The sequence below is a fragment of the Epilithonimonas hominis genome (assembly GCF_003730015.1).
GTDB lineage: Bacteria > Bacteroidota > Bacteroidia > Flavobacteriales > Weeksellaceae > Epilithonimonas > Epilithonimonas hominis.
In genome coordinates this window covers 38368-61751 of the sequence record NZ_RJTU01000082.1, presented here as the reverse complement: position 1 = coordinate 61751, position 23384 = coordinate 38368, and the positions used below count along the sequence as shown (strand labels likewise).

At 36.7% G+C, this 23384-nt stretch carries 19 protein-coding genes; 8 read left to right on the top strand and 11 right to left on the bottom strand.

The features are described from left to right. Window positions 1–4 precede the first annotated feature (4 nt). From fbaA to EGH73_RS13315, 5 genes are all read right to left on the bottom strand, one after another. Window positions 5–1072: a class II fructose-bisphosphate aldolase gene (fbaA, locus tag EGH73_RS13335; RefSeq protein WP_123282254.1), complete on the bottom strand. Its 1068-nt coding sequence runs from the start codon at window positions 1070–1072 to the stop codon at window positions 5–7. Between the two features lie 104 nt (window positions 1073–1176). Next, complete coding sequence (locus EGH73_RS13330; RefSeq protein WP_123282253.1) at window positions 1177–2049, bottom strand: NAD kinase; 873 nt, start codon at window positions 2047–2049, stop codon at window positions 1177–1179. 3 nt (window positions 2050–2052) lie between these two features. Then, window positions 2053–2706 (bottom strand): CBS domain-containing protein, encoded by a 654-nt coding sequence (locus EGH73_RS13325; protein WP_123282252.1) that lies wholly within the window; start codon window positions 2704–2706, stop codon window positions 2053–2055. Window positions 2707–2877: 171 nt separating this feature from the next. After that, a complete protein-coding gene (locus EGH73_RS13320) occupies window positions 2878–3417 on the bottom strand; it encodes an RNA methyltransferase (RefSeq protein WP_123282251.1) in 540 nt (179 codons plus the stop codon). A 2-nt stretch (window positions 3418–3419) separates the two neighbouring features. Beyond that, window positions 3420–4301: a bestrophin family protein gene (locus tag EGH73_RS13315; RefSeq protein ID WP_123282250.1), complete on the bottom strand. Its 882-nt coding sequence runs from the start codon at window positions 4299–4301 to the stop codon at window positions 3420–3422. Between the two features lie 100 nt (window positions 4302–4401). Between EGH73_RS13315 and EGH73_RS13310 the strand changes: the two genes are divergently transcribed. The 4 genes from EGH73_RS13310 to EGH73_RS13295 all read left to right on the top strand — a co-directional run bounded on the left by EGH73_RS13310 (window position 4402) and on the right by EGH73_RS13295 (window position 9194). Then, window positions 4402–5934 (top strand): helicase HerA-like domain-containing protein, encoded by a 1533-nt coding sequence (locus EGH73_RS13310; protein WP_123282249.1) that lies wholly within the window; start codon window positions 4402–4404, stop codon window positions 5932–5934. A 60-nt stretch (window positions 5935–5994) separates the two neighbouring features. Next, window positions 5995–7218: a 3'-5' exonuclease gene (locus EGH73_RS13305; protein ID WP_123282248.1), complete on the top strand. Its 1224-nt coding sequence runs from the start codon at window positions 5995–5997 to the stop codon at window positions 7216–7218. Between the two features lie 220 nt (window positions 7219–7438). Continuing rightward, entirely contained in the window at window positions 7439–8638 is a 1200-nt protein-coding gene (gene lysA, locus EGH73_RS13300; RefSeq protein WP_123282271.1) for a diaminopimelate decarboxylase, read from the top strand. Window positions 8639–8693: 55 nt separating this feature from the next. Beyond that, the gene (locus tag EGH73_RS13295; RefSeq protein WP_089770962.1) at window positions 8694–9194 is read left to right on the top strand and encodes an energy transducer TonB; all 501 of its coding nucleotides are present in this window, start codon (window positions 8694–8696) and stop codon (window positions 9192–9194) included. A 176-nt stretch (window positions 9195–9370) separates the two neighbouring features. Here the strand turns inward: EGH73_RS13295 and EGH73_RS13290 are convergent, their stop codons facing one another. Together EGH73_RS13290 and surE are read right to left on the bottom strand one after the other, a co-directional pair. Then, window positions 9371–9940 carry a Crp/Fnr family transcriptional regulator gene (locus EGH73_RS13290; protein ID WP_123282247.1) on the bottom strand — a complete coding sequence of 190 codons (570 nt, stop codon included), beginning with the start codon at window positions 9938–9940 and terminating at the stop codon, window positions 9371–9373. Between the two features lie 12 nt (window positions 9941–9952). Beyond that, window positions 9953–10717, bottom strand: coding sequence for a 5'/3'-nucleotidase SurE (surE, locus tag EGH73_RS13285; RefSeq protein ID WP_123282246.1), 765 nt, complete (start codon window positions 10715–10717; stop codon window positions 9953–9955). 172 nt (window positions 10718–10889) lie between these two features. Here surE and EGH73_RS13280 point away from each other — a divergent pair, with 172 nt between their 5' ends. Beyond that, window positions 10890–13010: a carboxy terminal-processing peptidase gene (locus EGH73_RS13280; RefSeq protein ID WP_123282245.1), complete on the top strand. Its 2121-nt coding sequence runs from the start codon at window positions 10890–10892 to the stop codon at window positions 13008–13010. Between the two features lie 54 nt (window positions 13011–13064). Here EGH73_RS13280 and htpG read toward each other — a convergent pair whose 3' ends face one another. Continuing rightward, window positions 13065–14954, bottom strand: coding sequence for a molecular chaperone HtpG (gene htpG / locus EGH73_RS13275; RefSeq protein ID WP_123282270.1), 1890 nt, complete (start codon window positions 14952–14954; stop codon window positions 13065–13067). A 312-nt stretch (window positions 14955–15266) separates the two neighbouring features. Here htpG and scpA point away from each other — a divergent pair, with 312 nt between their 5' ends. Continuing rightward, complete coding sequence (gene scpA, locus EGH73_RS13270) at window positions 15267–17393, top strand: methylmalonyl-CoA mutase (RefSeq protein WP_089770203.1); 2127 nt, start codon at window positions 15267–15269, stop codon at window positions 17391–17393. A 3-nt stretch (window positions 17394–17396) separates the two neighbouring features. Here scpA and EGH73_RS13265 read toward each other — a convergent pair whose 3' ends face one another. Then, window positions 17397–17687 (bottom strand): c-type cytochrome, encoded by a 291-nt coding sequence (locus EGH73_RS13265; protein ID WP_089770243.1) that lies wholly within the window; start codon window positions 17685–17687, stop codon window positions 17397–17399. 88 nt (window positions 17688–17775) lie between these two features. Here EGH73_RS13265 and meaB point away from each other — a divergent pair, with 88 nt between their 5' ends. After that, window positions 17776–18762, top strand: a complete 987-nt coding sequence (meaB, locus tag EGH73_RS13260; protein WP_123282269.1) for a methylmalonyl Co-A mutase-associated GTPase MeaB — start codon at window positions 17776–17778, stop codon at window positions 18760–18762. Here the strand turns inward: meaB and EGH73_RS13255 are convergent, their stop codons facing one another. Together EGH73_RS13255 and EGH73_RS13250 are read right to left on the bottom strand one after the other, a co-directional pair. Then, the gene (locus EGH73_RS13255; RefSeq protein WP_089770205.1) at window positions 18763–19278 is read right to left on the bottom strand and encodes a DUF4251 domain-containing protein; all 516 of its coding nucleotides are present in this window, start codon (window positions 19276–19278) and stop codon (window positions 18763–18765) included. Between the two features lie 82 nt (window positions 19279–19360). Further along, complete coding sequence (locus EGH73_RS13250; protein WP_123282244.1) at window positions 19361–20458, bottom strand: glycosyltransferase; 1098 nt, start codon at window positions 20456–20458, stop codon at window positions 19361–19363. A gap of 391 nt (window positions 20459–20849) precedes the next feature. Between EGH73_RS13250 and EGH73_RS13240 the strand changes: the two genes are divergently transcribed. Next, complete coding sequence (locus tag EGH73_RS13240; RefSeq protein WP_123282243.1) at window positions 20850–23384, top strand: ATP-dependent Clp protease ATP-binding subunit; 2535 nt, start codon at window positions 20850–20852, stop codon at window positions 23382–23384.

Here is a 23384-nt window from a genome sequence, read left to right as displayed (position 1 = left end):
TTAATTAAAGTGTATTGATATTGTTCAGGTCTTCGAAAGCCTGAGTCAATCTCTTGATAAACGTTTCTTCTCCTTTTCTTACCCAGACTCTCGGGTCGTAGAATTTCTTGTTTGGAGCATCTGCGCCAGTTGGATTTCCAATCTGATGTCTCAGATAGTCAATCTGTTCTGTCATATAATCTCTGATGCCCTCTGTGTAACCGAATTGTAAATCTGTATCGATGTTCATTTTTACAACACCGTAACCAATTGCTTCACGGATTTCCATCAATGTAGAACCTGACCCACCGTGGAATACGAAGTTGATTGGTTTCTCAGCAGTTCCGAATTTCTCCTGAACAAATTTCTGAGAATTGTCAAGAATTTTCGGAGTCAATTTTACGTTTCCTGGCTTGTAAACACCGTGTACGTTTCCGAAAGCTGCTGCAATAGTGAAATTGTCAGATACTTTCTTAAGGATTTCGTAAGCGTATGCTACTTCTTCTGGCTGAGTGTAAAGTTTGGAGCTGTCCACATCAGAATTGTCAACACCATCTTCTTCACCTCCAGTTACTCCCAATTCGATTTCAAGAGTCATTCCCATTTTGTTCATTCTCTCGAAGTATTTTGCGGAAACTTCTAGGTTTTCTTCAATTGGTTCTTCTGAGAAATCTAACATATGAGAAGAGTAAAGAGACTTTCCGTTTTGCTTGTAAAATTCTTCACTTGCATCCAAAAGTCCATCGACCCAAGGTAATAATTTCTTAGCACAATGGTCAGTGTGAAGGATAACAGTCGCTCCATAAGCTTCTGCCAAAGTGTGGATATGTTTTGCACCAGCAACAGCTCCTAGAACTGCTGCTTTTTGACCGTCGTTACTCAATCCTTTTCCAGCATTGAAGATAGAACCTCCGTTTGAGAACTGGATAATTACAGGAGCATTAAGTTTTGCAGCAGTTTCTAACGTTGCGTTGATATTACTAGAACCAATCACATTAGCTGCCGGAAGTGCAAATTGCTTCTCTTTGGCATAATCAAATATCTCTGTTACTAAAGAACCTGTGGCAACTCCTGCCGGAAATTTTCTGCTCATTTTTATTATATTTTTTAAGATTTTTTGGACTGTAAACTTACGAAATTATTAACAATTCAAATTTCATTTTTACAAATCCTATGTTATAGATAATATTTTTTGTTTTAATTACGCTTATCATTCCCCCAAAGCAGTTTTTGACGAATAGTTTCGTAGAAACTGAAATTTTTTGGTTTGATGAGAAACAAAGAAAATTCTGCTTTTTCAATCAATATTTCGTTGCCGACCTCTACGTGATAAAGTCTTGAATCCAAAGCCAAAGTATATTGTGGAACACGGCTTTTTACTGTTAATTTTATCTTCGAATCGTCTTTTACTATGAGCGGACGAACATTCAGATTATGAGGCGCAATGGGTGTAATGACGAAATTATCATTGGAGGGAGAAATAATCGGTCCGCCACAACTTAGTGAATAAGCAGTTGAGCCAGTAGGTGTGGAAACAATCAATCCATCGCCCCAGAAAACATTCAGGAATTCATCATTAATATAAGACTCCACCGTAATCATCGATGTTGTTTCTTTTCTGGAAAGGCTAACATCATTTAAGGCAAAAGGAAAATCAATTTGAGAATTATCGTCTGTTGTAATTTTTATGACGGAACGTTCGCTGATATTATAGTTTTTATCAAGAATAATCGAATCTAACTCATCAAAGATTTGGTCTTTTCGGAAATTCGCCAAAAATCCTAGTCGCCCTGTATTGACGCCAATAATCGGAATCTCAAGGTCTTGAATAAATGTCAAAGCATTCAGAATCGTTCCATCACCTCCGAAACTGAAAACGATAGTCACATTTTTACTTTTAAGTTCTTCTTTTCCGGAAAATGTATCAAATTCTTTGGAAAAATTCAGATTCTCCGCCATTTCTGCGTGAAGAACAACCGCTACTTCTCGCAGCGCCAATTCGGAAATGAATCGGTTGAGATACAAAAATGTATCGAGGTCTTTTTTTTGAGAATAGATAGCTGCCTTCATCAATTATATTTCTAAAAATTTCTGGAAAAATCCAAAACGGTCTTTCAACAGTTCTTCTTTCTCGTCATCATAATGTTTATTGATAACATTATAGCCATATCTTTCAAAGGTTTCATCTATTGAACTTAGATTTTCATTACTGATTTTAAGCGTAATTTCTATGGTGTCTTCTTTTATTGCACTGATAAAAGTTCCATAGATTTTCCCATTATTACTTTCTACAATCTGAGAAATCTCTGTCATAGAATAATATAATCCCGTTGTTTGAATCGTCAAAATCGCTCCATTCTCCGAAAACAAAGGATATTTGGAAAACTCATTAAAAATATCGTCACAAGAAATATATCCCAAATATTTTTCCTCTTTGGAAATCACAGCAACTACATTCGCATTGAAGGTGTGGAAAAGTTTGATGCTATCCAACAAACTGCTGTCTTCCATAATTGCAAAACGCTCGTAATGGATGTTAAGCGAATCAAGATTGCCTTCCGGACTATCTTCCAAAAATGGTTGACTCAATCCACCAAGAAAAATGCCCTTGTTCACAATAAAAACATGGGAATATCCAAATTCCTTAGCCACCTCAGAAGCCTCTTCTATAGAATCCTTAACGCCGAAAGCGGGATAATCTTTGGAAATGTAATCTTTGATAAACATTATGCTAATTTACAAAAATTACTTAGCCACAAAAGATTTTAAAAATTTTTATGTTTTTTTACAACAACTATTGCTTTATATAACAATAAAAATATATCTTTGTCGCCTTTCATTTTTACTTTTTATTAGATTTATTTCAAACTGCAGCACTTTTTTGTGTTTGCAGTTTTTTTATTTTTTAATCCCAAGGTTCTTCGCAAATTCCCATATTACAACGCCACCACAGACACTTACGTTCAGAGAATGTTTTGTTCCGAGTTGTGGGATTTCCAGAAAAGTATCAATATTCGGTAAAGCTTCATCACTAATTCCATCAATTTCATTACCTAGAATCAAAGCGTATTTTTTTTCTGAATTAATTTCAAAATCCGTTATTAATTGGCTTGATGAAGTTTGCTCAATCCCGATAATTTCGAAGTTTTCTTTTTTAAGATTATCGATAGCAACATTGATATCCTGCTCATAGATCCAATCCACACTTTCGGTTGCACCAAGCGCCGCTTTATGAATCTCACGATGGGGCGGTTGAGGCGTGATGCCGCAAAGCACCACTTTTTCTATCAAAAAAGCATCGCCAGTTCTGAAAATAGCACCAACATTGTGCATACTTCTCACGCTATCCAAAATCACAACCAAAGGAATCTTTGCTGTTTTTTTGAAGGTTTCTACATCTATTCTTCCTAGCTCTTCTAGTTTCAGTTTCTTTGTCAAAATCAGGCTTTATTTGAAATTAAATTGATGCTTCTTTCTATATTTTGAGAAATGGCTTCCATAGGAATATCGTTCTCATCATTATTAAACGGGTCTTCGATTTCTTCCGCAATCAGTTCCAAACTCATCAGAACATAATAAACAAACATCGTAATCGGAATCATAAAACCACCGAGATTCACAACATTAGCAACAGGCAGCGCCATTACATAAAAAATGATAAACTTCTTGATGAATGATGAATACGAGTAAGGAATCGGTGTATTTTTGATTCTCTCACAACCGCCACAAACGTCCAAAAACCCGGATAATTGTGTGTCGAGAAATAACATTTCTGTATCGGAGATTTTATTTTCTTTTTTAAGTTGGTACAATTTCTTAGTTAAAAGAAAAACCAACTCAGCCGGCGGATGATGCTGGAGTTCTTTTTGCAAATCGGAAAAGTCTTCATCCAAAACCAATCTTGTAGATTCTTTGGAAAGATGACTGGCTAAAAAATATGGGAAAAATCTGAGATATTTTGCAATCTGAGTTCGGTTTTTAACATCATTTTCCGGAAGAATGCTGTTAATTTTAATAACAAAATTCCGACTGTCATTTACCAATTTTCCCCAAAGTTTCCGTCCTTCCCACCATCTGTCATAAGCCGTATTAGTCCTGAAAACCAACAACAAAGACAAAACGAATCCGAGCAAGGAATGAATCATTCCGATATTACTGATGGACGATTTAGAATTCAGATGCAGATATTCTACTTCCAAATAATAAACCCCATAACAATAGATACCAACCAACAATATCGTTGGGAACAGGATTTTCAAGGTGTCAGTTTTGTGAAGACTGACGAGGATTTTTAGAAAATTTTTGGTGTTGTAAGCTCGCATAGATGAGAATCTTATTTGCAAAGATAAGTGTTAGAAATTTTAATTTCCGGATAGATTTCAAGGAATTATTTTTAAATTTAAGCGTTAAAAAAACCAATCGATGTCCAATAAAGAGAAATTCATCACCGACCTCAACGCAAAATACAATCCAAAAGGAGAACATATTATTCTGGGAAAAGGAATGCTTGACGGCGAAGTTGTTCCGGAAGTTAATGTTTCGATTCCGTTGAAAACTGTTAACAGACACGGATTAATAGCAGGAGCAACAGGAACTGGAAAAACCAAAACACTTCAGGTTTTTGTAGAGCAATTATCACACGCAGGAATCCCGACTTTGGTAATGGATATCAAAGGTGACCTTTCTGGAATTGCGGAAGCCGGAACTGAAAATGACAATATCAAAGACCGTTACGCGAAAACGCAATTGCCCTATTCACCACAGAATTTTCCGGTAGAATTGATGACCATTTCCGGCGCAAAAGGCGTGAAACTTCGAGCAACAGTTTTGGAATTTGGACCGATTTTGTTGAGTAAAATTCTTGATTTGAATGACACTCAGCAAAGCATTATGTCGATTGTTTTCAAATATTGCGATGACAAAGCTTTACCGCTTGTTGACTTGCAGGATTTGAAAAAAGTTTTGCAATATGTAACTGATAATCCGATTGGCAAGAAAGAATTAGCAGACAATTACGGCTCGATTGCTCCCGCATCTTTGGGAGCCATTCTCAGAAGTATTGTCGCAATGGAACAACAAGGCGCTTCTACTTTCTTTGGAGAACCAAGTTTTGATGTTGAAGATTTGCTAAAAACCAGAGACGGAAAAGGCGTTGTTAATATTTTCCGAGTGGATGATATTCAAAACAAACCTAATCTTTTCTCGACCTTTATTTTATCATTGTTTGCCGAGATTTATATGACTTTTCCCGAAGAAGGCGACAGTGGAAAACCGAAGTTAGTTTTATTTATTGATGAAGCGCATTTACTTTTTAACGAAGCTTCGAAAACCTTGCTTTCTCAAATCGAAACGATGGTAAAACTGATTCGTTCCAAAGGAATCGGAATTTATTTTATTACTCAAATTCCTGGCGATGTTCCGGAAAATATTTTGAGCCAGTTAGGGTTGAAAATCCAACACGCTTTAAGAGGTTTTACTGCGAAAGACAGAAAAGAAATTGACAAAGCGGTAGAAAATTATCCAACGACAGAGTTTTACAAAGCCAACGAACTCATTCAAAATCTTGGAATTGGAGAAGCTTTTGTAACCGCATTGGATGAGAAAGGAATTCCAACACCTTTGGTTCAAACGTATTTGATTTCGCCGGAAAGTAGAATGGATATTTTAACTGCATCAGAAATTGATGAACTGACAAGAAATTCTGACCTTGTCAAAAAATACGAACAAGACCTCGATAAAGAAAGTGCTTACGAAATTCTGACCAAAAGAATCGAAGAACATACACAAACTGCCATTCCAACGCCGACAAGAGGAAGAACAGCGCAACCAAAAGAAGAGGCAGGAATGTTTGAGCAAGTCATCGAAAGCCGAGCCGGAAAAACTTTCCTGAATACTTTAGCAAGAGAAGGTGCGAAGTTTATTTTGGGAATGTTCAGTATGAAAAAAAGAAGGTAATAATACCAGCTGAAATTTTAAAAATGAAGTTTCTTAAATTTGTAGAACGAAAAAATGTAGATGTACACGGTAATAGACATAGAAAGTAACGGAGCGCCTTTTCGGAAAGAAAGCATTATAGAAATTGCCATCTATCGATTTGACGGTCACGAGATTACAGACCAATTTATCTCACTCGTGAATCCCGAAAGTGATATTTCTGCTTTTGTTCAAAAGTTGACAGGAATCACTTCGAAAATGGTTTTGACGGCTCCGAAATTTCACGAAATAGCAAAACGTGTGGTTGAAATCACGCAGGATTCTATCTTGGTTGGACATAATATTGATTTCGATTACAGGATGCTTCGCCAATCGTTCAAGCGCCTTGGTTACGAATTTAAAATCAACACTTTAGACACAATTCCTTTGGCTAAAAAATTGATTCCGGATGAGAAAAGCTATTCGTTGAGTAAACTTTGCAAATCGATTGGAATTCCTTTGAGTGAAGCGCATCGTGCGAGTGGCGATGCAAGAGCGACTTTGGATTTGTTCAAATTATTGATGATTAAAGACCAAAACAACGAAATCATCCAATCTCAACAAGAGGAAAATCACGCCAAGAATTATATTAATAAAATTCAGGTTCTGACAGAAGACCTCCCTAACGAACGCGGAATCCTGTATTTCCAAAACTCGGAGGGAAAAATCATTAGTTCCGATGTTGTAGAAGACTTATATAAATCTGCCAAGAAAATTTTCGATTCTGATAAAGCGAAGTATAAAAAAATCCAGGAAGAGACAGAAAAAATCTCCTACGAACTGACTGGAACTGATTTGATTGCCAAACTAATGATGCAAAACAAAGGCTTCCACAAAAGGCAACAACTGACTTTCGGGTTGTTTTACAGAAAGGACAAATATATTCTTGAGAAAATTAAGCTTCAGGAAGATAAACCTTTACTGAGATTCAAGAGTTTTACGCAAGGATTGAAGGCTATCAATTACATCAAATCCCGAGAAGAATTGAAAGATTTGGTAGAATTTACTCAGAAAATTAATATCAAGGGAAGAAATGAAATCTGGTTTTCATCCGGAAGAACTTTGGGCGAAAAATCGTTTTTGGTTTTGGAAAAAGGCAAATTAATTGGATTTGGTTTTTACGAATTGTATCATCAGATTCAGTCTTTGGAGAAAATTAAAAAGCTGATGTTGCCTGTGCCTAGATTCACTCAGGATTTGCAAAATGATTTGCAGTTGGCTCTTTTGAGGAATGAATATGAGGTTTCTGCGCTTCCTAAAAAATAAAAACCAACACAAAACATTGCAGGATTTACAGATAAACTCTAATTTTGCAAAAAATTTTAACAAAAGCAATGCAATATTTTAAACAAAGCAAAATCGGAAAAAAGGGAGCTGTAAGGTTCTCTAAGGTTTGGAATGTATAAAGAGTTGCGTGCATAAGATATCTATTGCGGCAGACTCTTTTGATAAAGAATCTGCCTTTTTATTTTTAAAAATCTACCTTATGACAAATCAGGATTTGCTAAGTATAGCAAAAGAATTCGGGACACCCGTTTATGTGTATGACGTTAATTCGATACGCGAACAATACGAAAAACTGACTTCTTCTTTCTCGAAGAACACAAGATTTTTCTACGCAGCAAAAGCTTTAACCAATATCAATATCCTGAAATATGTCGAAAAATTGGGCGCTTCTCTGGATTGTGTTTCTATCAACGAAGTTAAACTAGGTTTGAAAGCGGGTTTCTCCAATGACAGAATCCTTTTTACTCCAAACTGTGTTGACCTTGTAGAAATCGAGGAAGCCATGTCTCTGAATGTTCATATCAATATCGATAATATTTCGATTTTGGAACAATTTGGAAATAAATTCGGAGGTTCTTATCCGATTTTTGTGAGAATCAATCCACATATTTTTGCCGGAGGAAATTATAAAATCTCAACCGGTCACATCGATTCCAAATTCGGAATTTCTATTCATCAGCTTCGTCACATCGAGCGTGTTATGAAATCGACCAACATCAATGTTGAAGGTCTTCATATGCATACGGGGAGCGAAATTAAAGATCCAGATGTTTTCCTACAAGGTCTGGAAATTATGTTTGAATTGGCAGAACATTTCCCAAATCTGAAATATCTGGATATGGGAAGCGGTTTCAAAGTTCCTTATCAAGATGGCGATTTGGAGACAGACGTGAAATCTCTTGGGAAAAAAGTTAATGCTGCGATCAAAAAACACGAAGAATCTACAGGAAAAAAATTCCAACTTTGGTTTGAACCGGGGAAATTCTTGGTAAGTAAAAGCGGACATTTCTTGGTAAAATCGAATGTTATCAAACAAACAACAGCGACTGTTTTTGTGGGTGTTAATTCTGGTTTTAATCATTTGATTCGTCCAATGTTTTACGATTCTTATCACATTATTGAAAATCTTTCTAATCCAAAAGGTCCCGAAAGAATCTACACGGTTGTTGGAAACATCTGTGAGACAGACACTTTTGCTTGGGACAGAAAAATTAATGAAGTGAGAGAAGGCGATATTATTGTTTTCAGAAATGCCGGAGCTTATGGTTTTGAAATGAGTTCGAACTTTAACTCAAGATTAAAACCAGCAGAAGTAATGTTCCTAGACGGAAAAGCGCATCTTATCAGAAAAAGAGATGAGTTTGAAGATTTATTAAAAAATCAGATTGAAGTTTTGTAAAAAGGCTGCTACGATAGGGTACAGATTGTCTCAAATTTAGATTAAAATCTACTATATGAAATCATTACTATTCTCATTGTGTTTATTAACCAGTGCTTTAGCTCTCGCACAAGTTGATATTGAAGAAGGTATGGACAATATTCCGATGATCGAGAATACTTCCAGTGCCGTAGTTTATAATGTTAGAGGAATCTATCAAGTAAGTGATAAAAACTGCAATGCATCTCAGTTTAAAAGTCTGGTTTATCCCGGAGGTTCTGCTGCTTATATAAAAGATCTAAAGGAAAAACTTCAGCAAAATGTTAACTGGAATACCTACGTCATCAACGGATTATTTTTTGTAAAGTTAGACATCAATAAAAACGGTGTACTTACAAATGCAGAAGCCGGTCCTAAAGTAGCAAACGGTGATCTGTTTCTCAAAGATCTGAAAAATGCCGCCATGAAAGCCAATAAAATCTGGAAACCTGCCACATGCAACGGAAATCCTGTAGATTCTAAAGCTATTCTGAAAATCGATTTTTCATCAATGACTTATGACAATGCTTTTAATTAATATAAAAACAGAAACCGCTAAATTAATTTAGCGGTCTTTTTTAGTTTATACCCATCTTCCATTAAAAAAAGCATCTAGATTTCGCCAGACGCTTTCTTCCATCATTCGGATTTTTTAATCAGAATTGATTTTAGGCAAAAGTATAGTTTAAATAGTTCAAATAAAATGAACCATGGTTAAGAAATACGCTTTCTTATTCTGCTAAGTGCCTGTGGCGTAATCCCCATATAAGAAGCAATATGCTTAAGTGGAAGCCGTTGAAAAAGATCGGGTTGTTCTTTCATAATTTTAAGATATCGCTCTTCTGCAGTTTCACTTAGTAAAGAAAACTCTCTGTTAAGTTTTTCTACATATAATTTTTCTACAGTAAGTCTTCCGATCAGATTTCCAACAGAATGTGTTTTGTAAAGCATTTGTAAATCATCATAATGCACTCTCCACACCACCATATCCGTAAGAGCCTCCACATCACATCTGGATGGAGTTCTTTGCGTAAAAGAATCGTAAACTGTAAGATACTGATATTCAAAGACAAATCGGATTGTCAAATCTTTATTCTCTTTTTCAATAAAAAGTCGGGCAATACCATTTTCTACAAAAGATAGATAATTTTCTACTTCACCTGCTTTTAATATAAGATCTTTCTTTTTAAACTCTGTCCGAATATTTTTTTGGGCAAATTCTCCCCACTTTTTTTCGTCCAGAGGAATGTTTTTGGAAAGCAGATACTGTTTAACAAACTCCATTCATTAACACTTTTATTGATAAACAGAATTCAGCTCGTTTATATATTCATAAGCTGTCAAATCAAATTTCACAGGTACAATACTGATATAACCATTTGTCAAAGCCGTTTCGTCTGCATCTTCAGATTCATCCATATTGTTGAAATAACCAGTCAGCCAATAATATTTTCTGCCGTGCGGATTAGTCCTTTCGTCAAAACTTTCTTCCCATTTGGCGTTGGCTTGTTTACAAACTTTGATTCCTTTTATATCTTCTTTAGGTAGTTTAGGAATGTTTACATTTAGCACTACTCCTTTGGGCATTGGATTTTCGAGCGTTTTAAGAATGATATCTTTGATAAACTCTTCCGCTTGGTCAAAATCAGCATCCCATTTCAAATCAGAAAGTGAAAACCCAATCGCTTGCAAACCTTCTACTCCAGCTTCCACAGCCGCAGACATTGTTCCGGAATAGATAACATTAATGGAAGAATTTGCACCGTGATTAATTCCCGAAACTACCAAATCCGGTTTTCTTGGAAGAATTTTATCTAATGCCATTTTCACACAATCTACAGGTGTTCCGGAGCAAGAAAAATCTCTCTGAGGACCATCCAAGTTGAGTTCTTCGAAGCTTAAAGTTGAGTTAATGGTAATAGCGTGGCCTTTTCCACTTTGAGGCGAATTAGGTGCTACAACAATTACGTCTCCAATTTCGTTTACAATGCTGATTAATTTTCTGATGCCAGGCGCAGTAATTCCGTCGTCATTGGTTACCAGTATCAATGGTTTACTCATAAAATTTTCTTTATTTTTTGTCGCTTTTTGCTATATTTTCATAATTCTTTCAAAAATAACCAATTTATAATACTTTAATTAAAATAAGGTGTTAAATTTGGTTTCGTTTTTGAATATCATCGTAACTTTCAAAACAGAAAAAATACTAATCAAAGTACAGATTTAAAAATATATGTTTAAAAAAATCAAGTTCAAGAAACTTCTGATGTTTGCGCCTTTGATGACGCTGATGTTCTGTTTCAACGCTCCACAAAATGATGATGAAAAAATGCAAACCATTATGGTAAGCGTAAAAAACACTCTTTCTTATCTTCATTATAGTCCCAAACCAATCAATGATGCTTATTCTCAGGATGTTTATGACAAATATTTTGAAAGCGTAGATGCGTCCAAAAGATACTTTCTACAGTCCGATATGGATGAGTTCAAAAAGCATTACACAAAACTGGATGATTATCTTAATCAAGGAAATCTTGTTTTCTACAAATTGACGATTGACAGACTTTATCAGCGTGTAGATGAGATTGATAAAATGACTCACGATATTCTTTCCAAACCAATTAATTTGGATGAAAATGACGAATTGATTCTTGAACCAAAGAAGAGAGTGAACCCAATTGATTCTAAACAACAGCGCGAAGAATGGAAAAAATACATCAAGTACAATATCCTTCAGGAAATTGAAACATTGACCAGCAAGGAAGAGGCTCAGAAAAAGAAGAAAGACTCTGTCGTGAACAACAAACTTCCAGACACGATAAAATACGCACCAACAACAGCGGAACAGAAGCGTGTCAAAGCGACGGCAGAAGTTAAAGATCTGATTACAGATTCTTTCAGAAGATTCAAAAAGAGAAAGAAAATGGACTGGTTCACAGTTTATATGAATGCTTATACCGAAGTTTTTGACCCGCATACCAATTATTTCTCTCCGAAAAACAAAGAGGAATTTGATATGCAATTCACTGGAAAAGTGATTGGCATAGGGGCTTTGATTCAGGAAAAGAAAGGTTATTTATATCTTGGTGAATTGACCATTGGTGCACCAGCTTGGAAATCAAAACAATTAACTGCAGGTGACAAAATCCTGAAAGTAAAATCCAAACCAAACGAAGAACCTGTGAACGTTGTCGGAATGTTGTCTGACGAGGCTGTTAGATTGATTCGTGGGGAAAAAGGAACTCCCGTAACTTTGACCGTTGAGAAAAAAGATAAAACCATCAAAGAAGTAACAATGATTCGTGAGGAAGTGGCTATAGAAGACACTTTTGCAAGAAGTATTGTTGTTAATTCTAAAAATGGTAAGAAATACGGATTCATTTACCTTCCAAGTTTCAACGTCGATTTTGAAGACCCGAAAGGAAGAAATGCTTCTGACGATATCAAAGCAGAATTAATCAAACTTAAGAAAGAAAATGTAGAAGGAATCATCCTTGACCTTAGAAGCAATGGTGGAGGTTCTTTGACCGAAGTTGGCGATATTATGGGATTATTTATGAATGCTGGTCCTTATGTTCAGGTAAAAGACAGCCAAGGAAAAATCCAGGTTCTAAGTAATAAATCGAATGAACCAATTTGGACAGGTCCGCTTGTGGTGATGCAAAACGAATTATCTGCTTCCGCATCAGAAATCCTTGCAGGTGCGTTCCAAGATTATGGAAGAGCGGCTGTAATTGGTTCTCCAAATTCTTTCGGAAAAGGAACAGTTCAGACTTTTGTGGAATTGAACAGATTCCTAAATACGAATGACGATTTTGGAGCTTTGAAATTGACGATTCAAAAATTCTACAGAGTTTCCGGAGAATCGACTCAGAGAAAAGGAATCGAGGCAGATATCAAAATGAAAGACTTCTTCTCATACGCAGAAGTGGGCGAAAGATTTGACCAATATGCTTTGCCTTGGGACAAAATCGAAGCAACTTCTTACAAAAAAATGAACGGGCTCAACATTCCTCAATTAAAGGCAGAAGTAGAAAAACAAATTGCTGAAAGCCCGAGCTATAAGCTATTGCAACAATCTGCGGAATGGAAAGAAGCTTTGGATAAAGAAGAAACAATTACATTGAATCAAGCTAAATTCAATGAGTTGATGAAAGCCCGTAAAGCTCAGATTGACAAGTTCAAAGGTTTGGACAAATTCAATAACGGATTGAAATTTACCCTTCATACAGACGAAGCGGAAAGAATCAAAAAAGACGAAGCATTTGCTAAGAAAACCGAAAACTGGAGAAAAAATCTTGAACGAGATTTCTATCTGGAAGAAACGGTAGATGTACTTTCGAAAATTAAATAACAAAAAAGGAACTCAAAATTGAGTTCCTTTTTTGTTTTCATTAATATCTAAATTTTACTTCAAACTTTCAAAACTACGCTTGATAAAATCCGTCAGTTCTTTTCCTTTCAAAAGATTCTGAGACAATTTTGCCAAATCTAAAGCTTGATTTATCATCGCTTTTTTCTCTTCAGCATTTTCTTTTTTCAGTAATTCACCAGCGAAATCAGAATTAGAGTTCACAACCAAATTATACATCTCAGGGAAACCGCCCATTGCGAACATTCCGCCTCCGCCAGTTGCCTGCATATCTTTCATTCTTCTGAAAAACTCCGGCTGAGTCAAAGTAAATGGCGCATCTGTAGAATCCAGATCTTCCAACTGAACGGTGAACTTCTGGTCGTTAATCGATTCTTCGATTTGTTTCTTCAAAACTTCTTTATCCGAATCATTTAGTTTAGCAATTTTTGGCTCATCTTTTTTGATTAAGTTATTGATGTGGTCTGCATCCACTCTCGCAAAAGAAACATTCTCTTTGGAAGCTTCCAATTTCTGAATGAGATGCGGAACAATCGGCGAATCCAACAAAAGAACTTCGTAGCCTTTTTCTTTTGCAGACTCAATGTAGCTGTGTTGTTCATCAGCATTGTTAGCATAAAGAATCACCGTTTTTCCGTCTTTGTCGGTTTGAGTTGGTTTGATTTTATCAATCAGTTCATTCCAAAGATAATAATTGTTATCCGTCGTTGGGTAAAGCGCAAATTTGTCCGATTTTTCATAAAATTTATCTTCCGAAATCATTCCGTACTCGATAACGATTTTGATGTCATTCCATTTTTTATCGTAATCTTCTCGGTTTTCATTAATCAAAGAAACCATTTTGTCCGCCACTTTTTTCGTGATGTAAGAAGAGATTTTCTTCACCGCACCGTCTGCCTGCAAATACGAACGGGAAACGTTCAAAGGAATATCCGGAGAATCAATAACTCCACGAAGCAGCATCAAGAAATCAGGAACAATTCCCTTAACCTCATCCGTTACAAAGACTTGATTTTGATAAAGCTGAATCTTATCTTTCTCAATATTCAGGTTATTTCCCAATTTCGGAAAGAACAAAACACCTGTCAAGTTGAACGGATAATCCACATTTAAATGAATGTGAAACAATGGGTCTTCAAACTGCATCGGATACAATTCTCTGTAGAAATTGTTATAATCTTCGTCTTTCAATTCAGATGGTGATTTTGTCCAAGCCGGATTGGTGTTATTGATGATATTATCAACCTCAACCGTTTCTGGTTTTGCGTCTTCCGCAGAACCTTCCGGTAAAGGCAAAGTCTCAGTTTTCGTCCCGAATTTGATCGGAATTTGATTAAACTTATTATACTTCGTCAAAAGTTCACGAATTTTAGATTCCTCCAAAAACTCCGTAGAATCTTCCGCAATATGAAGCACGATTTCCGTTCCTCTGTCAGATTTTTCCGTTTCCTCAAGTGTATATTCTGGACTTCCGTCGCAAATCCAACGAACTGCTTTTGCATCTTCTTTGTAAGATTTAGTCAAGATTTCAACTTTTTCCGCCACCATAAACGCAGAATAAAATCCAAGACCAAAATGTCCGATTATCCCCGCATCTTTTGCAGAATCTTTATATTTTTCTAGGAATTCTTCGGCGCCAGAAAAAGCCACTTGGTTAATATATTTCTCAACTTCCTCACCAGTCATCCCGATTCCTTGATCTTTGATAGTGAGCGTTTTTGCATCCTTATCAATTTTCACTTCAATCATCGGATTGCCGTATTCAACTTTCGCTTCACCGATTGTTGTGAGGTGTTTCAACTTCGTCGTTGCATCAGTCGCGTTAGAAATGAGCTCACGCAAAAAAATCTCGTGATCGCTGTAAAGAAACTTTTTAATCAGCGGAAAAATATTCTCCACCGATACATTAATACTTCCTGTTGCCATATTTATATTATTTTTTGTTTTAAATTTTGAAACACAAATCTCAAAAAAAAGACCATCCAAAAATTAATGACAAATTGTCGCTTCAAGTAAAAAGTCTTCGACTCCGCTCAGACTGACACTTTTAAATTCTCAAGAGTAAATTAGAGTTGTCACATTGAGCGAAGTCGAAGTGCTCCAATAAAAAACTTTTGTGTTCTTAATAACCATTTAGTATTAACTCAACCTAACTTAAGTGTAAAAAACTTTTGTGCCTTTTGTGGTTCACCACATTTTCAAAATTTATTACATTTACTTTAATAAGATAAAAGGAAAATGCGCCACAAAATAAAAAACCAAAACCCTGATTTTCAAAATATTGACTTCAATTCGAATTCAGAAAATTACATTTTTGAAAAAGACGGTTTGGAACTAAAATCGAAATACACAGCAGAAGACGTCAAAAACAAAAGGATTTTGAACGGTTCCGCAGGAATTGCGCCTTTTCTCCGCGGTCCATATTCCACGATGTATGTTCAGAAACCTTGGACCATCCGTCAATACGCAGGGTTTTCAACAGCCGAAGAATCAAATGCCTTTTACAGACGAAATCTGCAAGCGGGGCAAAAAGGTCTTTCCGTAGCTTTTGATTTGGCAACTCATAGAGGCTATGATTCCGATCACGCAAGAGTGGTTGGTGATGTTGGAAAAGCGGGCGTTGCAATTGATTCGGTTGAGGATATGAAAATCCTTTTTGATCAAATTCCGTTGGATGAGATTTCGGTTTCTATGACGATGAATGGCGCCGTTTTACCAATTTTATCTTTCTATATTGTTGCTGCAGAAGAGCAAGGTGTTTCTCAGGATAAATTGTCCGGAACCATTCAGAATGACATTCTGAAAGAATTTATGGTTAGGAACACATATATCTATCCGCCAACGCCATCAATGAAAATCATCGCAGATATTTTCGAATACACTTCCAAGAATATTCCGAAATTCAATTCCATTTCTATTTCCGGCTATCATATGCAGGAGGCCGGAGCAACGCCAGTTTTAGAAATGGCTTATACGCTTGCAGACGGATTAGAATATGTAAGAACGGGAATCAAAGCCGGGATGAACGTCGATGATTTTGCTCCAAGATTATCATTTTTCTGGGCCATAGGAATGAATCACTTTATGGAAATCGCAAAAATGCGTGCCGCTCGATATATTTGGGCCAATCTACTGACACAATTTAATCCTCAGAATCAAAAATCTTTAGCTCTCAGAACACACTCTCAAACTTCTGGCTGGTCTTTAACAGAGCAAGAACCGTTCAATAATATCACAAGAACTGCTATTGAAGCATTGTCATCAGCTTTAGGTGGAACTCAGTCTCTTCACACGAATGCTTTGGATGAAGCGATTGCTCTTCCAACAGATTATTCTGCAAAAATTGCCAGAAATACCCAAATCATTCTTCAACAGGAAAGCGGAATTTGTAATGTGGTCGATCCAATGGGCGGAAGCCATTTAGTGGAATCATTAACACAACAAATGATTGATGAAGCAATGAAATACATCGATGAAGTAGAAAAAGAAGGAGGTATGACAAAAGCCATCGAAGCCGGAATCCCAAAAATGAGAATCGAGGAAGCTGCTGCAAGGAAACAAGCCAAAATCGATAGTGGAGAAGAGTTCATCATCGGTGTTAATTCCTTCAAATCCAATCTAAAACAAACCGACATCGACATTCTTGACATTGATAATACAGAGGTTCGCAGAAAACAAATCGAAAGATTAGACTCGATTAAATCAAATCGTAATGCAGAATCTGTCGAAGAAATTTTAAATAGAATCCGCGAAACCGCGAAAACTGGCAACGGAAACCTTCTGGAACTTTGTATAGAAGCGGCAAGAAGAAGAGTAACACTTGGCGAAATGAGCGATGCGATGGAAGAAAGTTTCGGACGTTATAAAGCTAATATCAGAACCATATCAGGAGTTTATGCTATGAATGCAGGAAAAAATGAATACTTTGAAAAAGCAGTTTCTTTAAGTCAGAAATTTGAAGATGCGGAAGGAAGGCGACCAAGAATTATGGTGGCGAAAATGGGACAAGATGGTCACGACCGAGGTGCAAAAGTCGTTGCGACAGCTTTTGCTGATATGGGATTTGATGTCGATGTTGCGCCATTGTTCCAAACGCCGGAAGAGGTGGCGAAACAAGCTGTGGAAAATGACATTCATATTTTAGGCGTTTCTTCTTTGGCTGCTGGTCACAAAACACTTGTTCCACAAGTTGTGGAAGAACTTAAAAAACTCGGAGAAGACGATATCACTATTGTTGTTGGCGGCGTTATTCCGCAACAGGATTATGAGTTTTTATATGCCAATGGCGCCGATTTTATTTTCGGTCCTGGAACCAATTTGCCAAAATGTGCTGTGGAGATTTTGGAGAAATTTTTAGAGAATTAATTATTATTTCTTAGCATTAGCATTCACGTAAGCCAAAACCCAATTGGTTTCTTCCGCATTTAGTTTAGCTTTTGGTGCCATTCTTGCGATGATTTTGCTCCATTGTTCTGCGGTGTGGTCAGAAGCGTCCGGAAGACCGTGGCATCTGCCACAACTTTCATCAAATACGGTTTTACCTTTAGTTTCATATTCTTCGCTAGTGTTGCTAGAAGCTGTGGAAGTTGCAACGGTTTTTGTAGTACACGAGTAGATAATTGCACCTACAAAACACAAGGCATATATCGTTTTTTTCATATTTTTGGATTTTTTTCTTATCAAAAATAGAAAATATAAGAATCCGAAAATTACCTTAAGCCCAATTTGTAACAATTCCAAATTCCCAATGACAAAACGACTCAGCTTGCAGGATTACATCTCCGGAATCAAATCTTCTGACAAAAGGATTTTGGGAAAAGCCATTACACTTATCGAAAGCAAAAAGCCTGAACATCGGGTAATTGCGGATCAATTATTAAAAGAAATTTTACCTTTTTCAGGAAAATCAGTTCGGATTGGAATTACGGGAGTTCCGGGTGCGGGAAAATCGACATTTATTGAAAGTTTTGGAAAATATGCAATCGAGCAAGGAAAAAAAGTCGCTGTTCTGGCAATTGACCCCAGTTCCTCGATCAACAAAGGAAGTATTCTTGGCGATAAAACACGGATGGAAGAATTGGCAAAAGACCCAAATGCGTTTATCCGCCCTAGTCCAAGTTCTGGATTTCTCGGTGGCATTGCGAATACCACTTTCGAAAGTCTTTTGATTTGTGAAGCCGCTGGTTTTGATTATATTTTGATAGAAACCGTTGGTGTAGGGCAAAGTGAAACTTTAGTCAATGATATCACGGACGTTTTTCTTTTTCTGAAAGTCATCGGAACTGGCGACGAATTGCAAGGTATCAAACGCGGCATTATGGAAATGGCAGATTTGATTTTCATTAATAAAGTTAATTCTGAGAATCTTTCAAAAGCTAAAATGACAAAAACTGAACTTTCGAGAGCATTGCAATTCATCACACCAAAGGAAAAAAACTGGAAAATCCCTGTGATTCTTGGCTCAGCCTTGGAAAAATCTGGATTGGACGAAGTTTTTAATAAAATAGATGATTATATTTCGTTGAAAATTAAGAATGGAACTTTCCTCGAAACCAGAAAAAATCAGGCTCAGAAACGATTTGAATTTTGGGTAAGTGAATACATTCTCGAAAAAGCAAAGAATAACCATCATTTGGAAAACTCTTTTCTGGCGCATAAAAAAAAGGCTTCAGAACTGTTGTCTAATCCAAGTTCTGAAGCAAGTGATTTTGTTAATAAGCTCTTCCGGAAATAATTACTGATCTACCGAGATGTTACCATCAAAGCTTATTGGCTGCCTGTTGTTAGACTGAACAGAAAGAAATGCACTGCCGTTTTTGAAAATCTCAAGATTAAAAATATAGTTTTCCTTCGTATCTCTCGGTGTGATAATCAACAGTGTGTTTCCTTTTTTAGTTGAAGACTTTTTTATATCAAACACTTTTGATTCAAATCTGACGCCTCCATTATTAGCATCACCCGGAACAGCATTATATGCACGCCCGAAATAAGGCAAACCTACACTGAGAATGTCTTTTTTCAGATTAAACCCATAGCCAGGATCAAGGTTCAGAATTCTGCTGGAAGAAGTGTTTGGTAATGAGTTTAGAACATTGTTGACATCACCATTCATCGGGAATGCTCTGGTTGCATTATAATTAAACTCTTTATTGGTAATAGCAGATTCAAGCGTAGAAGGATCTAAATAAATCTGACTGCTGCAACTAACAACTGAAAAAAAAGCAGCTACTAAAACGATGAAAGTTCTCATTTTTTTTAATTATTTATTTGATTATAATACAAAAATCATACAATTACTTATTAGATAATTAAAGCCTAGAAAAGTTAACCTTCTACAGAATTTCTTTTGCAGCGTCGGAGAATATTTTCAGGATTTTGTCTTCTTCATTTTCCCAGCAAAGCTCATCTGCAGCTACATTTAAATTGTGAAGATATGAAGCTTTTCCTTTTTCCAGAACAATTTTCAATTTTTCTGCAAGATGTTCATTAGAATGATTTTCGATAATTTCTCCAACACCAAAAGTATTCACAATATTTTTCATTTCCGGAAAATCGGATACAACAACAGGAACCCTGGACTGGATATAGTCCGAAATTTTGTTTGGTAGAGAATAATAATAACTCAACCCATTATTTTCTTCTATGCTGATTCCCACATCTGCTTGCGGCGTAACCTTCCGCAGATCATCCGGTGTAAGCTTTCCGATAAATTTGACTTTATCTTTCAAATGATTCTCAACAGAAACTGCACGGTAAAAATCTTCCGCCGGTCCGCATCCTGCAATCCAAAGCTCAGCATCGTCTATCCCTTTCATAGCAAGAATGGCCTTGTCCACCCCGCGGGAATAGTTTAGCCACCCTTGATAAAGTATGATTTTTGTGTCATTATCATTGATACCGGAAAAATGAGATCTCCTTGGCAGATTCCTGACAACAGTAGGTCTCTTTATCCCATATTCTTTCACAAACCAATTGGCATAGGAATCACTAGCAGTGATCATTCTTTTTATTTTAGGCACCAATTTCTTTTCAACTGCTTTCCATATTTTTTTCACCCATCTGCCTTGTATTGTTGGCATTTCGGTGAAAATTTCGTGGCTGTCAAAAACCAGAGGGATGCCTAATTTTTTAGAAATGAGATAATTTGGCACTATTGTTTCCAAATCATTGGCCAACAAAATGGTCTTATTGTCAGCATTTTTCTTCAGCTCACGGTAGAGTTTCTTCTGGAACTCTATGTATGCGAAACGAGCTTTCTTTGAATTTAGTTTAATTCTGTAAAATGGGTAAGGTCTTTCCATTTCGGGCGCGCCCAACCAATCATTACCAATCAGATGTGGGTGATAACCATTATCATAAAGTGTCTTGCAAACCTTTTCTACTCGCTGGTCAGTCTGCAGATTGTTAAAAACACTTACAATGATTTTCACGATTTAATAGTTCTTACCAAATGATAAATTTGAACCAAAGCCAATATAACGTTTGGAATAATAATAGGCCAAAGCATCCCGCTGTAGACGCCGTAGATAACAAAGCAAATACAGCCTATCAGATTGACAAGACGGATCGTCTTAATCTCTTTTAATAAAAAGCTCCCGACCACAAATGCCGATGCTACATAACCTACATATTCTGCCCAATTATTCATAGTTTAATTTTGAGAACTACAAACCTAAACATTTTTGAGTGGATAAAAAAATATGGTCAGAAAGTCCCGTTTTTCTGATTGGCCATTAATTTGCAAAACAAATTTTACAAATTTTACAATTAATAATTGTAGGATTATTTATAAAAAACATAACTTAGTGAATATTTTTAATTATGGATTATAAATTTTCAGACGGTTTGAACCGCGTGTTCAAGCAAAGCAAAAATGAAGCAAGGCGTTTGCAGAGTGAGTTTCTGAATACTGAACATTTCCTTTTAGGAATTATCAAAACTGAAAATTCTGCAAAAGAAATCCTCGAAAATCTGAATGCCGACCTTACCCAGATAAAGAGAAAAATCGAAACCCTGAGCGCTGTAAACTCTAACCCGTTCACATCCAATATGGGTAGTATTTCTTTTACAAAAATGGCGGATCAGGCCGTAAAACGTTCCGAGCTGGAGTGCAGACAGTATCAGTCTGCAGATATCAATACGGTTCATCTTTTATTAGGTGTACTATACAAACAGGAAGATCCTACTTCGAGCATTCTTCAGGCTTATGATATTGATTACGATGCCGTGCAGAAAGCGTATAGAACGATGTTGAAAAACACCGATCAATTACCTCAAAACAGCGCTTATGATGACGATGAGGAAAAGGACGAGCCTTACAGCCAAATGAAAAAACCGACAGGAAATCTTGGCGCCCAGAAAAGCAAAACCCCTACTCTAGATAATTTTGGCAGAGATTTGACTGCTTTGGCAAGAGACGGAAAACTAGATCCTGTTATCGGGCGTGAGAAGGAAATTGAAAGAGTTTCTCAGATTCTATCAAGAAGAAAGAAAAACAATCCGCTTTTGATTGGTGAGCCAGGTGTTGGTAAATCTGCTATCGCAGAAGGTTTGGCTTTGAGAATTCAGCAGAAAAAAGTATCAAGAGTTCTTTATGGAAAACGTGTCATCACACTTGACCTTGCAAGTCTGGTTGCAGGAACCAAGTATCGTGGACAATTTGAAGAAAGAATGAAAGCGATAATGACTGAATTGGAGAAAAACCGTGATGTCATTCTTTTCATCGATGAGTTACACACAATAGTTGGCGCAGGAAGTTCTACTGGAAGTCTGGATGCGTCCAATATGTTCAAACCGGCTTTGGCAAGAGGCGAAATTCAATGCATTGGTGCTACAACCTTGGACGAATATCGACAGTACATCGAGAAAGATGGCGCTTTAGAAAGACGATTCCAGAAAGTAATGGTAGAGCCTACGTCTATAGAAGAAACCATCCAAATTCTGAATCAGATTAAAGACAAATACGAGGATCATCATAACGTTGTTTATTCAGACGAGGCTATTGCAGCATGCGTTAATCTCACATCAAGATATATAACAGACCGATTCCTGCCGGATAAAGCAATTGATGCGATGGACGAAGCTGGTTCCAGAGTTTACATCAAGAATATGAAAGTTCCTACGGAAATCATCGACCACGAATCTCGTATCGAAGAAGTGAAGGAATTGAAACAAAAAGCAGTGAAAGCTCAGGATTATCTTGAGGCTAGAAAGCTGAAAGACGAAGAAGAAAGACTTCAAATCGAATTAAATCTTGCCCAAGAACAATGGGATAAGGATGTGAAGGAGAGAAAAGAAGAAGTAACAGAGGAAAATGTGGCGGAAGTGGTTTCTATGATGAGTGGCGTGCCGGTAACCAAAGTTGGTAAAAACGAAATGGATAAACTGGCACAGATGGACGAAAAACTGAACGGAAAAGTAATTGGTCAGGAGGATGCTGTTAAGAAAGTGGTGAAAGCCATTCAGAGAAATAGAGCTGGTCTGAAAGATCCTAACCGTCCAATCGGGACATTTATTTTCTTGGGGACAACGGGTGTCGGTAAAACCGAGCTTGCAAAAGTCATGGCCCGCGAATTATTTGATTCTGATGAAGCACTAATCAGGATTGATATGAGTGAGTATATGGAGAAATTTGCGGTTTCTAGATTGGTGGGTGCGCCTCCAGGATACGTTGGTTACGAAGAAGGCGGACAATTGACGGAAGCGGTTAGAAGAAAACCTTATGCTGTAGTTCTTTTAGACGAGATAGAAAAAGCGCATCCTGATGTCTTCAACATTCTTTTACAAATTTTGGATGAAGGTCACGTAACGGATTCTCTTGGAAGAAAAATCGATTTCAGAAATACAATCATCATTTTAACATCCAACATCGGAACTAGAGACCTTAAAGATTTCGGTGATGGTGTCGGCTTCGGAACCTCTGCTAAGAAAACCAATTCTGATGCAAGAGCAAGATCTACTATTGAAAGTGCATTGAAAAAGGCATTCGCACCGGAATTCCTGAATAGGATCGATGACATCATTATCTTTAATTCTCTGGAACAAGCGGACATCAGAAGAATCATAGACTTGGAGTTAAACAAACTTTACAGCAGATTGGAAAAATTAGGTTACAAAGTAGAGTTGACAGATGAAGCCAAAGATTTCATTGCAGAAAAAGGTTGGGACAAAGATTTTGGAGCAAGACCTCTAAAACGAGCTATCCAAAAATATATAGAAGATTTATTAGCAGAAATGTTGGTTAACAAACAATTTGGTGAAGGCGAAACGGTTATCTTAAAACTTAATGAAGCTAAAGATGCTTTGGAAGGTTCTTCCCAAAAAGAGAAAAACAATAAAGAAAGTATCAAATCTTAA